The organism is Clostridium nigeriense, from assembly GCF_050585245.1.
Classification (GTDB): Bacteria; Bacillota; Clostridia; order Clostridiales; family Clostridiaceae; genus Clostridium; species Clostridium nigeriense_A.
This window is the reverse complement of record NZ_JBNOOF010000005.1, coordinates 22,461-36,035: the sequence shown is the minus strand read 5'-3', so window position 1 is coordinate 36,035 and position 13,575 is coordinate 22,461. Positions and strand designations below refer to the sequence as shown.

Here is a 13,575-nt window from a genome sequence, read left to right as displayed (position 1 = left end):
ATATTATAAAAAATATTAAATCATAAAATATAGAAAAAGTAGTATGAGTTTTGATATGTTTATAATAAAAAGAATTTTATTTAAGCCTAGAATGCATTCACAAATTGAATCAGCAAAAATAGTAGAAAATTCTAATCTAGATTATACCTTATTAAGATTAACATGGCTTTATAATCAAGAAAATAATACAAAATATATGATTACCCAAAAAGGGGAGCCATTTATTGGTGCACAAATTACTCGTCAAGCTGTAACTCAATTAATTATGGATATTATTGAAGAAAAGAGTAATAAATACATTAAAACTAGTTTAGGAGTGAGTGAACCTAATACTGATTGGGAGAAGCCATCATTTTATTAGAAATATAAAGAGTTACTTCATCTATTAAGGATGCAGAGACAAGTCTTATTTTTCCTGCTAGAAGACTATATAATAAATATTTAATAAATAAATAAGAGCTATGGATAAAAGTGATAAAGGAATGTCTCGTATATCTTATTGAGCTATCTATTAGAATTTTATTCGTAAATAATATACTCGTAAATGATATCTATAAAAAATAAAAATAACCCAAAACTTCAAATTAACCATAATATCTTATATAATAAATAGGTAAAAGGAGATGAGAAGTTATGACATTACAGCAATTAAGATATGTAGTAACTATTGCAGATAAAGGAACAATTAGTAGTGCTGCAAAAGAATTATTTATTTCTCAGCCAAGCTTAACTAATGCTCTTAAAGAGTTAGAAGAAGAAATACAAATTACTATATTTAATAGAACTAATAAAGGTATCGTAATATCAAATGAAGGAAATGAATTTCTTGCCTATGCTAGACAAGTTCTAGAGCAATTTAATCTTTTAGAGGAGAAATTCTTAAACATAAAAAAACAAAGTCCAAGATTTTCAGTATCTACTCAACATTATTCTTTTGCTGTAAATGCATTTGTAGATGTTATTAGAGAGTTTGGTGGAAATCATTATGATTTTACTCTTAGAGAAACTCAAACTTATGAGATTATTGATGATGTAAGTAGACTAAAAAGTGAAATAGGAATTTTATATACTTCATCTAAAAATGAAGAGGTAATTTTGAAAATTATTAAACAAAATGGGTTGATATTTGAAAAACTTTTTGTGGCAAAACCTCATGTATTTATTAGTTCAAAGCATCCACTTGCTGAAAAGGAAGTAATTACTTTAGAGGAATTAGAGGCTTATCCATATCTATCCTTTGAGCAAGGAGACTATAATTCATTTTATTTTTCAGAGGAGATTCTAAGTACACTTGATCGTAATAAAAATATAAAGGTAAGGGATAGAGCTACTTTATTTAATCTTGCAGTGGGTTTGAATGGATATACTGTAAGTTCAGGAGTAATAAGTAAAGAGCTTAATGGAGAGAACATAATTGCAAGACCACTTATGGTGGATGAATATATGTGTATTGGCACTGTTTTACAAAAGAATATGTCCTTAAGTAGATATGGGAAGGCATACATGGATGCTTTAAGGAATCATGTTAGTGATTATATGATTTAAAAGTAGTTCTGTAATTTATAAATTGATATAGTATTAATAAGAAAATATATATTGGATATAGCTTAAAACTATATCCAATATATATTTTTTTGTATTTTTCAATATTAAAAAATTAATCTATACTAAATTTATAATATAAAGAGGGATAGGAGATAGGTAATATGAGTAAAAATGCACCTTTTAAATTTGATATTGTTGGGAGCTTTTTAAGACCTGACTATTTAAAGAAAGCTAGAAAAGATTATGCAGAAGGAAATATAAATAGAGAAGAATTAAAGACTGTAGAAGATAAGGCTATTATAGAATTAATTGAAAAACAAAAAGAAGTTGGACTACCAGTTATTACAGATGGAGAATTTAGAAGAAGTTCATGGCATCTTGATTTTATGTGGGCATTTAATGGAGTTGGACATAAAAAAACAAAGGATGGTATTCCATTCCATGGAGAACCAGCATTAATTGATGATACATTCCTTACAGGAAAAGTTTCTGTTGATAAGCATCCTTTTGTAGAACATTTTAAATTTGTAAAAGAATTTGAAGATGAAAATACAGTTGCACGTCAAACAATACCTGCACCAGCACAGTTTTTATTTCAAATGATTACTGCAGACAATATAAAAAAGACTAGAGAAATATATCCTAATGAAGAAGAACTTATTAATGATATTGCAGAAGGATATAAAAAAGTTATTGAGGACTTATATGAAGCTGGATGTAAAAATGTTCAATTTGATGATTGTACATGGGGGGTATGTGTTGACCCAAATGCTTGCCTTATTCTTGGAACAAATGAAGAGGGACTACAAAAAGTTATTGAAAAATTAATTAAAATAAATAATCTTGCTATTGAAGGCAAACCTAAGGATATGGTAATTAATACACATATATGCCGTGGAAATTTTCATTCAACATGGGCGTGCCAAGGATCCTATGATAGGGTAGCAAAAGATCTTTTTGCAAATGAAAATGTAAATGCCTTTTATTTAGAATTTGATGATGAACGATCAGGTGGTTTTGAATCATTAAAATATATAAGTGATAATAAAAAAGTGGTATTAGGACTTATAACTACAAAATCACCTGTACTTGAAAGTAAAGAAAATATAATAAATCGTATAAAAGAAGCGGAAAAATATATTCCTTTAGAAAGGTTATGCTTAAGTCCACAATGTGGCTTTGCATCAACAGAAGAGGGCAATAAGCTTACAGAAGAAGAACAATGGGCAAAATTAAAACTAGTCCAAGAAATAGCTAAAGAAGTTTGGAATTAATAATATAAAAATATAGGATAGTATCATATTACAAATATTTAATAATATGATACTATCCTATTCTTTTTTAAAAATGTAATCTATTTGCTAATAATAATAAATATATTGCTAATTTATGGAAGAAAATAATATATTATGTTATCATTTACAATGATAGTTTCATATATTCAATATCTATAAATAAGAAGGGAGAGTGTAAATTTATGAAAAAAAAGCTACATGATTGTAAGAATAGAATTGTAGCATTTACTTTGAGTATAACTATCTTATTAGGAATTTGTCTTCAACCTCCAGCTTTTAAAGTATATGCTATAGAAAATGAAAAAAATATGGATGGAACTTCTGACGAATCTAATAAGTACTCAATTTATCCAATACCACAAAACATTGAGTATGATGAAGATGAAACCTCATTTAATTTAAGTAATGGAGTGAATTTAGTTTTAGAAAGTGGGGTTGATGAGCCTACAAAGTTATATGTAGAAGAAGTATTAACTGAATATGAAATTGATTATACTTTAAATGATAAGCTAAGTGATGACAAAACAAATTTATGTTTAGGTGTTAATAATTCAAATGAATTGGTTGATGAGTATGTAAAAAATAATATAACAATAAGTAATGAAAATTTATTTGAAAACCCAGATGCTTATTTAATGGACATAAAGGAAGATACAATTGCAATATTGGGTAAAGATACAGATAGTACATTTTATGGAGTAGCAACATTAAAGATGGTATTATCTTCATTTAATAATATGAAACTATTAAATGCTAAAATTGAAGATTATGCTAGTGTAGCAGTCCGTGGATTTATAGAGGGTTTTTACGGGGGATGGAATTATGATGAACGTGAAAGTTTAATGAATTTTGCAAATGATTACAAAGTGAACTCATATGTATATGCTTCTAAGACAGATCCTTATCATACTAGTAAATGGGATGAATTATATCCAGCAGAGGAATTAGCTAAGATTGAAGAGCTTGTAAAATTAGGGGAAAAAACAAAGGTACGTTATGGTTGGTCAGTTCATATTTCAGGTTTTTTTAGTGGATTAAATGTTTCTGACAAAGAGGAATATGAAATAAGATATCAAAAGCTAATATCAAAGTTTCAACAGTTATATGACATTGGAGTTCGTAAATTTGATATACTAAATGATGATTTTGGTAGTGGTTCTAATCAAGATGTAGTAAATTTATTAAATCGTCTTGATAATGAATTTATACAGAAAAAAAGTTGTTCTAGAATGGTTTATTGCCCTCAAGGATACAATAAAGCATGGTCAGGTAATGGTGAAGAACTTAGAGTTTTGAAGGGATTAAATCAGACAATTGATTTATATTGGACAGGGGATGATGTAAACTCTCCTATTACTCAAGAAACAATTAATTTTTTACAAGAAAAAACAGATCATAAACCCGTATTTTGGCTAAATTATCCAGTAAATGAGCACGCTAAATCAGGAATTTACTTAGGTGATATCACTTATTATGCACGTGATAATGTAAATGGAATGGCTGGATTTGTATCAAATCCTTCTAGATTTGCAGAATCTAATAAAGTTGCTTTATTTCAACTTGCTGCATTAAATTGGAATAACAATAATTATTTAAGTAATTCACAGAAAGTTTGGGAAGATTCATTTAAATATTTACAGCCAGAAGTAAGTGAGGCATATTTAACAATAGCTAGAAATATTGCCAATGCACCAAGATCTTCACGTGTACCAGGATTTAATGAGTCAGAGTATTTAAAAACTAAATTAGATAGTGTAGCTGATAAAAGCAAAATGGAAACATTGACAGCAGATGATCCAGAACTACTAGAATTAATTAAAGAGTTTGATAATATGTTAGCAGCTATAGAAGAAATGAGAAATAACTGTACAAATGATGAATTGCTAAAAGAATTAGATCCATGGCTTAAATCATTAGAGGATGTTGCTACATCAGGTAAAGAAATTTTAAAAAGTATGATTTCAATATTAAATAATAAAAAGAGTGAAGCTTGGGACTCATTTAGAATAGCAACCAAAGCTTTTGAAACTAAGTATACTTATTTAACTACAGAGGATATACCTAATGTATATGCAGAAGCTGGAAGTAAACAATTGACACCATTTATTTCTAAAATGATTAACTATGTAAAAAATGATATAGTTTCTATATTTGGTGTCGAAGATGATAGTTTTATTCCAAGTATATATGCAGTTATGGGGGGAGTAGAACAAGTAGATAACACAAATACATCAAAAATATTTGATGGTGATGAAGGAACAAGTGCATCATTTATTGTAAATCAAGCTGAGGGTGACTATATAGGTGTTGATATGGGAAAAACTATATCAGTAAAAAATATTCATATATTACAAGCAATGAATGATACTCATCATGATTATTTCCATGAAGCTGTTTTAGAATATTCAACAGATGGAACTACATGGAATGAAATTAATACTTACAGTAATCAAGTAAGAATTGATTTAGAAGATTTAAATTTTGAAGCTAGGTATGTGAGATTACGTTTAATTAAAGATAAGGTAAAGCCTTATTGGACATATATTAGAGAGTTTACTATTAATAAGGAGGCTCAAAAACAACCACGTGTATATACAAATGTTGAACTATTAAAGGAAACTCCTATAACTATTAATGGAAGTAAAAATAGTATTTGTAACTTGAATGATGTAACTTTAAAATCAAATGAATATGTGGGAATAAAGCTAGAGGATATAAGTACGATTTCTAATTTAGTTAATAAAGTTTCTAAAGAAGGATTAACAATTGAATATTCAATTAATGGAAGTACATGGAGTCAATTTGAAGAGGAAAGTGCAAATTTAAAATATATTAGATTAATAAATAAAACTAATACAAATATTAATTTAGATATAAATGAATTTGGTATATCTATTACAAATTTAAAAGTAAATCCTAAAATGATGGAAACAAATTTAACAAATGGATTAAAAGAAGGGGATTATAAAAATCTGTTTGATAATGATTTATCTACATTTGCATGGACTAACGAAGCACAAGCTATTGGTGATTATATTACTTTTGATTTAGGAAGTACAAGTAAAGTTTATGATGTAAAAGTTATTACATCAGATGGTAATCCTAGGTTATATAATGCTGAAATTCAAATTTCAAAGGATAATAAGGAATGGACAAGCATTGGAAAAGTTATAGATGACGATAGTGTATTTGAAGTTCCGTATCGGAATGTAACTGCAAATGGAGAGGGTAAAGAAGCAAGGTATTTAAGGATTTATATAACAGGAAATACAGGATATTATTTGAAATTGCATGAAATCGAAATTAATAAGTCTGTAGAAAATCAAATATTAAGTAATTTAAATAGTAGTTTAAATGGTAGTATTAGTAAAATTAATGATAAGGATATTTCAACTGTATTTACTCAAAAAGATCCTGTAAGCAATACTGATTATATAGAATATATATTTAGTGAAAATACAAATGTTGATAATATTTTACTTTTACAAGAACCATCAAATGGGGTTATGAAAATAAATACTAAGAATGGTTATAAAAATATATCAGATTTAAATAGTACTATTATAGATGTAGATACTACAGAATATGATGATATTTTATCAGTTAGATTAGAGTGGGAAGCTGGTGAAACTCCTTCTATATACGAATTAATGTTCAAATATGGAGAAAGTACAAGTGATGATATTGGAGTAAATGTAGACAATATAATTAGCGACGGATCACAGGATGAAATTAATAATATTGCTTTAGGAAAGCCAGTTATAGTATCTGGAACAAGTGATGGAAATAAAGACTTTGTAAATGATGGAGATGAAAAGACAAAATGGGATAGCAATTTTATTAAAGGGAATAATGCAACTGAGAATGCATGGATAACAATTGACTTAGGTGAAGATAAAAATGAAATTACACAGTTAATTGTTAAGTATTTTAATAAAATTTATCCAACTGATTATGAAATTCAAATTTCTGAAGATAATGTAAATTGGAAAACTATAAAAGAGATACAAAAAAATCATAATGGACCAACATCTCCAGTTGATTCAATTGATTTTGAAACTCCAATAAGCACTAGATATCTAAGATTATTTTTTAAAGAGCTGAATAATGCAGCTGCTGGTAATGGAGTAGGTATTACTGAATTAATGATTATGGGAAAATATATAGATGAGGTAAAAGTTGACTATAGTGCATTAAGCAATTTAATTAATGAGATAAAAGAAAAAGATCTAAGCAATTATACTAAATCAAGTGTAGATAATCTAAATAGTGCTGTTAAAGAAGCAGAGCTTCTATTAGATAATAAAGAAGTTACACAAGAGCAAATTAACTCAGAAGTAGAAAAACTTAAAGAATTAGTTAATGCTTTGGAAGTAAAGATAACAGAATCTTTAAATATTGCACTTAATAAAAATCTAGAAGTATCAGGAACATCTAATGGATTAAAAAGTTATATTAATGATGGAGATAAATCAACAAAATGGGATTCTAATTTTATAAAAGGTGATAGTGCAGATGAGAATGCATGGATAATAGTTGATTTAGGTGAAAAACCAACTATTATAAAAGAATTCATTATCTCATATTTCAATTTAGTATTTCCAACAAAATATAAAGTTCAAATATCATCAGATCAGGAAGAATGGGTGACAGTTGCAGAAAAAGAAAATGAAAATGGAGGTGCAGCACATCCAATTGATACTATTAAGTTAGATAATGATGTTTCAGCAAGATATGTAAGATTTATATTTGAAGAATTAAATTCAGCTGCATTTGGTAATGGTGTTGGAATAAATGAACTTGAAGTTATGGGTAAAATTATCAATGAAGAATCTGAATTAGAAAGTGTAGAAGATCATGAACAAAAAGAAGCTATAATTCCAACAAATATAGATTTGTTAAATCTGGATAAAATGAGTAATGTAAATATAAAAGTTGGAGATTTATTACTTGAATTATTAGTGCCTGTAATATGGGATATAAATAATTTTGATGGAAATAAAGCAGGAGTATATACTTTATTTGGAGAACTGAAGTTAAATAGTCTTGTTAAAAATTCAAATAATCTAAAGGCTAAACAAAGTATTATTTTAAAAGAAGAAGATAAGCCAGATGAGACTATTGATAAATCAAATCTTGAGGTTAAAATTAAAGCGTTAGAGGATATTGTAGCTAATATAGATAAATATATCCCTGAAAGTGTAGAAGGTATAAAAGAACTTTTAGGAAAAGCACAAGAATTATATAACTCTGAAGATACTACTCAAGAAATTATAGATGATATGTGTGAAAAGATATCAGAAGCGATAGATAATGCTAAATTAAAAGAAGATAAGCCAGATCCAGGTGAAACTGTTGATAAATTAAATCTTGAGGCTAAAATTAAAATTCTAGAAGAACTTATTGAGAATATCGATAAGTATATTCCTGAAAGTGTAGAAGGTATAAAAGAACTTTTAGGAAAAGCTAAAGAATTATATAAGGCAGATAATGTAACTCAGGAATCTGTAGATGATATGTGTAATAAAATATCAAATGCTGTAGATAACGCTAAATTAAAAGAAGATAAGCCAGATCCAGGTGAAACTGTTGATAAAACAAACCTTGAAACTCAAATTAAGAAATTAGAGAAACTTATTGAAAATATAGACAAGTATATTCCTGAAAGTGTAGAAGGGATACAAGCACTTTTGGAAAAAGCACATGAATTATTTAGATCCGAAAATGTGACTCAAGAGGTTATAGATAATATGTGTAGTAAAATATCAAAAGTTATTGATGATGCTGAATTAAAAGAAACTAACGATAAAGATGATATAAATTCAGAAGAAGACATTATCAATAAGGAGGAAACTGGTGATATATCATCTCAAAAATTACCTAATACTGGTTCTAAATTTAATGTAACAGGATTATTAGGATTATTATTTAGCTTTGCTGGTATAGCACTTCTTTTAAAAAGAAAATAAATTAATATTATATAATTAAATAAGCTTGTAAAAAGTTTACTTAAACTAATAAATAAAACTCCTTCTTAGAAATAATTAATCATTATTAAGAAGGAGTTTTCGGTTTGTTGATAAAATATTTATTTATATCAGAAGATTATATATATATAGCTGAAATTTATTAAATAATATAGTAAAATATATGATGAAATTGGTAAGAAATCAACAAAAGAAGGTGATGAAATGAAATTTAGAGGTATTTTATTTACAATATTATCTGCAGTAATATTTGGAGTTACACCTGCATTAGCTAGTTTAACTTATGGATTAGGTAATAATTCATTATCAATGACTTTTTATAGGAATTTATTTGCTATTCCTTTTTTATTCTTAATATTAAAATATAAGAAGATTCCTTTAAAAATAGAACGAGGAGAATTAAAAAATATTTTTATTTTAAGTTTAATAGGAGTTGCTATTACTACAGCTTTACTTTATAGTTCGTATACATATATAGGAATAGGAGCTGCAACAACTTTACATTTTATGTACCCAATTTTTGTTGCTATGGCATGTAAGTTTATATTTAAAGAAAAGTTAGGCAAAGGAAAGATATTATCTTTGATATTAGCTTTTATTGGGGTAGCACTTTTTATGGACACAAAAAGTAGTGGAAATATATCGGGGGCTTTAATGGCTTTAATATCAGGGGGAACTTACGCTTTTTACATATTATGGCTTGATAAAAAAGATTTAGTAAAAATAAATCCGTATAAATTGTCTTTTTACATAGTTACTTTTTCTTCCTTTGAAATGTTTGTAGGAAATATTTTTGGATCCTATATTGAAGTTAATCTTCCATTAAAGGCATATATTTTAATGATGATTTGCTCAATATTAGCATCTATAGTAGGGATAGTATCATTCCAAATAGGTGTATCAATTATAGGATCAACATCGGCAGCTATATTTTCATTATTTGAGCCAATAACTAGTGTAATTAGTGGTATACTATTGTTTAATGAATCACTTAATATAAATAAACTCATTGGATGTTTAATTATTTTTGTAGCTATTACATATTTGGCAATTGAATCAAAGACAAGAAAAGATACTGTTATCTTAGATAATCAAACTATTTAAATTAGAATATAATAATATGATAAGTATTATTATATTATTGAAAATTAATCTCAATAGAATTAAAATAGAATTAATTGATTATTTTGTGGAGGTTGTTTTGGATAGAAAATTAATTGAAAAGATAATAGGAAAGAAGAACTATGCTGATTTAAATGATGAAGTATTTAATTTAAGAGAAGTTACTTCAAAAATGAGAGAAATAATAGTATTTAAAGAAAAGTTTACTGAAGAATTTCTTAATGATATAAATAAAAAAGTTATAAATTCTAAATCTGTAATTGATAATATAATTGATGGTCTTGAAAATGATAAGTTTATTTCAGGATATACAAATAGCAAGATTTATTTACTAAAGTATCTAAAAGATTATCAATATAATTTAAATGAAATTTTAAAAACATCTAATCCTTTAAATTATAATAAGTTAATTATATATACTAACAGTTTAATAGATCTTATATTATTATTTTAAAATATGACCACTATTCAATGGTGGTCATATTTCTTTATGTATAATATTTAGCCTTTAGGTTTAAATATTAGTGCGGCAAGGAAACCAAATACTATTGCAGAAGATACTCCAGCACTTACTGTATTTAACATACCAGTAAAAAGCCCTATAAATCCATATTGTTGAGCTTCCTTAATTGCTGCTGTAACAAGTGTATTTCCAAAACTACTTATTGGAACAAAGGCACCTGCACCAGCAAATTTAACTAAAGGGTCATATAAGCCAAATCCTCCTAAAATTGCACCAATTACAACTAATGTACAAGTTGTATGGGCTGGAGTAATTTTTAAGGTATCCATTAATATTTGACCAATTACACAAATTATACCACCTATAATAAAGGCAAAAATAAATTTTTCCATAATATATCACACCTTTTTACATTTCTATAGATACTGCATGAGCAATACAAGGTATACTTTCTTTTTGTTGAAAAGATATAGGAGAAAATAGTGCTCCAGTTGCAACTATTAATATCTTTTTTAAATCTCCTTTACGCATACGATTTAATAAGTGGCCGTAAGTTACAGTAGCAGAGCAACCGCATCCACTTCCACCTGCAAAACTAGGTTGTTCTTTCTTATATATTAAAAGTCCACAATCAGTAAATATGTCTATAGGCATATTTATGTTATGTTTTTCAAACAAAGCATTTGCAACTTCATGACCTACTTTTCCTAAATCTCCTGTGGCAATAAGATCATAATGTGTAGCATCAATATTTAAATCTCTAAAATGAGCTTCAATTGTGTCAACAGCTGCTGGAGCCATTGCGGGCCCAACATTATAAGGATCTGATATTCCCATATCTATAACTCTTCCAATGGTTGCAGAAGTTACTTTTGGCCCATTCCCATTTTCTGAAAGTACTGCGGCACCTGCACCTGTTACTGTCCATTGAGCAGTAGGTGGTCTTTGGACTCCATAATCTGTTGGATATCTAAATTGCTTTTCAGCAGCAGCATTATGACTACTTGCGGCTGTAACAACATATTTTGCAGATTTACTGTCTATTAATTGAGCTGCTAACGCCAATCCTTCCATAGAACTTGAGCAAGCTCCAAAGACGCCTAAATAAGGTATTCCTAAAGTTCTTGCAGCAAAGCTACTTGATATTATTTGATTCATTAAATCTCCGCTAAATAGAAAATTAATATCTTCTTTTCTTAGTTTTGCTTTTTCAATAGCTCTATGACAAGCATGCTCTAAAAGAACTTTCTCTGCTTTTTCATAGCTATCTTGACCAAGCCATAAGTCTTCAGTAAGTATATCAAAATCATTTGCTAAAGCACCGTTAGCTTCAAAAGGTCCACCAACAGCAGAAGAAGATAATATTGTAGGTCTTGATTCAAAAATCCAAGATTGATGACCTTTAAGCATTTACATCACCTCCAACCATATTATTGTCATTTTTATTAAAGCTACTATAAAAGCTGAGATAACTCCATATACTACTATTGCTCCAGCAAGCCTAAACATATTACCTGCAACTCCGAGAACAAGACCTTCGCTTTTATGTTCCATTGAAGCAGATGCTATTGAGTTAGCAAAACCTGTAATTGGGACTGCAGTGCCACATCCAGCCCATTGACTTAGATGATCAAATACTCCAAGTCCAGTGAATAGAGCTGCTAAAAATATTAATAAAACTAAAGTAGGAGATACTGAAGTCTTTTCATCAAAATTAAAATAGTTAATAAATATCCATTGAAATAATTGACCAATAGTACAAATTGCACCACCAACTAAAAAGGCTCTAATACAATTTTTAACTATAGGTCTTTTAGGTTCTATAGTTTTCACTAAAGCATCATATTGCTGTTGAGTAGTGGTCATTTTTTTCTTTTTCATATTTGACATATATTTCACCTTCTAACGTAATAAATATGGTTCTAGTTTCTTTATTACTTTCTCTAATTTCTTTGCATTATCAGAGTACATCTTTTTGGCTTCTAAATTATCTGTGTCTAGAGAAAAAGATATAAGATCTGATATAGATTTTTCAATACTTGCATATAACATTTCCTTAACTTGAGCCTTTGGAACTTGAATCATATCATCATAAAGATCCAAATATAAATCTCCTGATGAATCTACCTGACCAAGAAATACATTTTCAACAGATACTCCTTGCATTTCTAATTGAGTTGTAAGCCATCCTTGATTTAATCCAGCATTAGTAAGACCCTCATTTAAAATATTACCATCTAAAATCACTGCTTGAGGTTCAGCTTTTGCCCCTATTTTTTTACCTAAATCATAGGATGTAATAGGATTTTTGTCAGCCTTTAAACTAATATTAATATCTCCATTTGATTCCATTAAAGCAAATTCTACATCTGCTAAGTTAAATGCATTTTTTGAACGCATTTGTTGTAGGAATTCTTGGCCTGTAATTCTTTCTTTAGATAAATTGTCTTCCATGATCTTACCATTCTTAATTAAAACTCGTTCTTTTCCATGTAAAATGTTATAAACAGTTTTACTTTTCATTTCAGCATAGTCTAAAATCAGAGGCATAAATACCCAAACAGCCAATGCAACGAATCCAAAATAAAAATTACTTATTAAATTTAAAGACATTAAAGAGATTATAATTGCAATGACAGAATATGAAATAAAATCAAATGGAGTAGACCTAGATAGTGTCTTCCTTTTCATATATTTAGCTATTACTATTGCTATAAAAAATAGAATTATTGATTTAAATAATATTATTAACCAAGTACTCATTGTTTCACCTCACTTAGTTACCTTTATATTGTGGTTCTTCAAATTCCATAGTACCAATCCTTTTTTCTAAATCTCTTTTAATTTTATTTATTTCTCTAGCAGCTTCACTATAAACTTCTTTAGCTTCATTATTACGTTCTTGTAATGAATATATTTCTAGAGTTGATTCAGCTCCTTTTATTGTAGCTAATGTTTGCTTTACTTTTGCAATAGTGCTCATATAAAAGTCTCCTTTATTTTTATTAAATTCCTTGTAAGTTTACTTTAACCTTTATAGAGTATTTTAATTCATTACTTAATAAAAATTATTATCAATATTAAAAAATATTTAAATTTATATGATATAGATAATAGGAAAAATTTTCATTATAAATATATAGAATATTTAATTTCATTATGA

General features: G+C 27.7%; 11 protein-coding genes. 6 read left to right on the top strand and 5 right to left on the bottom strand.

Annotated elements, in window-relative coordinates:
• Positions 1-43 precede the first annotated feature (43 nt).
• The 6 genes from ACQPUY_RS09415 (at position 44) to ACQPUY_RS09390 (ending at position 10,403) form a co-directional block, all read left to right on the top strand.
• Positions 44-361, top strand: a complete 318-nt coding sequence (locus tag ACQPUY_RS09415) for an NAD(P)H-binding protein (RefSeq protein ID WP_430840912.1) — start codon at positions 44-46, stop codon at positions 359-361.
• Between the two features lie 272 nt (positions 362-633).
• On the top strand, positions 634-1,545 hold the full coding sequence (locus ACQPUY_RS09410; protein ID WP_430840911.1) for a LysR family transcriptional regulator: 912 nt from the start codon (positions 634-636) through the stop codon (positions 1,543-1,545).
• 161 nt (positions 1,546-1,706) lie between these two features.
• Positions 1,707-2,819, top strand: coding sequence for a 5-methyltetrahydropteroyltriglutamate--homocysteine S-methyltransferase (locus ACQPUY_RS09405; protein WP_430840910.1), 1,113 nt, complete (start codon positions 1,707-1,709; stop codon positions 2,817-2,819).
• A 203-nt stretch (positions 2,820-3,022) separates the two neighbouring features.
• Entirely contained in the window at positions 3,023-8,809 is a 5,787-nt protein-coding gene (locus ACQPUY_RS09400; protein WP_430840908.1) for a beta-N-acetylglucosaminidase domain-containing protein, read from the top strand.
• 222 nt (positions 8,810-9,031) lie between these two features.
• Positions 9,032-9,931: a DMT family transporter gene (locus tag ACQPUY_RS09395; RefSeq protein WP_430840907.1), complete on the top strand. Its 900-nt coding sequence runs from the start codon at positions 9,032-9,034 to the stop codon at positions 9,929-9,931.
• Positions 9,932-10,028: 97 nt separating this feature from the next.
• Complete coding sequence (locus ACQPUY_RS09390; protein ID WP_430840905.1) at positions 10,029-10,403, top strand: hypothetical protein; 375 nt, start codon at positions 10,029-10,031, stop codon at positions 10,401-10,403.
• A 47-nt stretch (positions 10,404-10,450) separates the two neighbouring features.
• On the opposite strand, the gene spoVAE is transcribed toward ACQPUY_RS09390, so the two are convergent.
• Genes spoVAE through ACQPUY_RS09365 form a run of 5 tightly spaced genes read right to left on the bottom strand, consistent with a single transcriptional unit; the run spans position 10,451 to position 13,395 of the window.
• On the bottom strand, positions 10,451-10,804 hold the full coding sequence (spoVAE, locus tag ACQPUY_RS09385; RefSeq protein WP_430840904.1) for a stage V sporulation protein AE: 354 nt from the start codon (positions 10,802-10,804) through the stop codon (positions 10,451-10,453).
• A gap of 16 nt (positions 10,805-10,820) precedes the next feature.
• Positions 10,821-11,822: a stage V sporulation protein AD gene (gene spoVAD / locus ACQPUY_RS09380; protein WP_430840902.1), complete on the bottom strand. Its 1,002-nt coding sequence runs from the start codon at positions 11,820-11,822 to the stop codon at positions 10,821-10,823.
• Positions 11,823-12,302, bottom strand: a complete 480-nt coding sequence (gene spoVAC / locus ACQPUY_RS09375; RefSeq protein ID WP_430840901.1) for a stage V sporulation protein AC — start codon at positions 12,300-12,302, stop codon at positions 11,823-11,825. It abuts the gene before it with no gap.
• Positions 12,303-12,314: 12 nt separating this feature from the next.
• A complete protein-coding gene (locus ACQPUY_RS09370) occupies positions 12,315-13,175 on the bottom strand; it encodes a DUF421 domain-containing protein (protein WP_430840899.1) in 861 nt (286 codons plus the stop codon).
• 13 nt (positions 13,176-13,188) lie between these two features.
• Positions 13,189-13,395 (bottom strand): DUF1657 domain-containing protein, encoded by a 207-nt coding sequence (locus ACQPUY_RS09365; RefSeq protein WP_430840898.1) that lies wholly within the window; start codon positions 13,393-13,395, stop codon positions 13,189-13,191.
• Positions 13,396-13,575 lie beyond the last annotated feature (180 nt).

Coding starts and splice junctions, on each gene's coding strand:
- ACQPUY_RS09415 (WP_430840912.1), top strand. CDS start 44: ATGAGTTTTGATATGTTTATAATAAAAAGAATTTTATTTAAGCCTAGA.
- ACQPUY_RS09410 (WP_430840911.1), top strand. CDS start 634: ATGACATTACAGCAATTAAGATATGTAGTAACTATTGCAGATAAAGGA.
- ACQPUY_RS09405 (WP_430840910.1), top strand. CDS start 1,707: ATGAGTAAAAATGCACCTTTTAAATTTGATATTGTTGGGAGCTTTTTA.
- ACQPUY_RS09400 (WP_430840908.1), top strand. CDS start 3,023: ATGAAAAAAAAGCTACATGATTGTAAGAATAGAATTGTAGCATTTACT.
- ACQPUY_RS09395 (WP_430840907.1), top strand. CDS start 9,032: ATGAAATTTAGAGGTATTTTATTTACAATATTATCTGCAGTAATATTT.
- spoVAE (WP_430840904.1), bottom strand. CDS start 10,804: ATGGAAAAATTTATTTTTGCCTTTATTATAGGTGGTATAATTTGTGTA.
- spoVAD (WP_430840902.1), bottom strand. CDS start 11,822: ATGCTTAAAGGTCATCAATCTTGGATTTTTGAATCAAGACCTACAATA.
- spoVAC (WP_430840901.1), bottom strand. CDS start 12,302: ATGTCAAATATGAAAAAGAAAAAAATGACCACTACTCAACAGCAATAT.
- ACQPUY_RS09370 (WP_430840899.1), bottom strand. CDS start 13,175: ATGAGTACTTGGTTAATAATATTATTTAAATCAATAATTCTATTTTTT.
- ACQPUY_RS09365 (WP_430840898.1), bottom strand. CDS start 13,395: ATGAGCACTATTGCAAAAGTAAAGCAAACATTAGCTACAATAAAAGGA.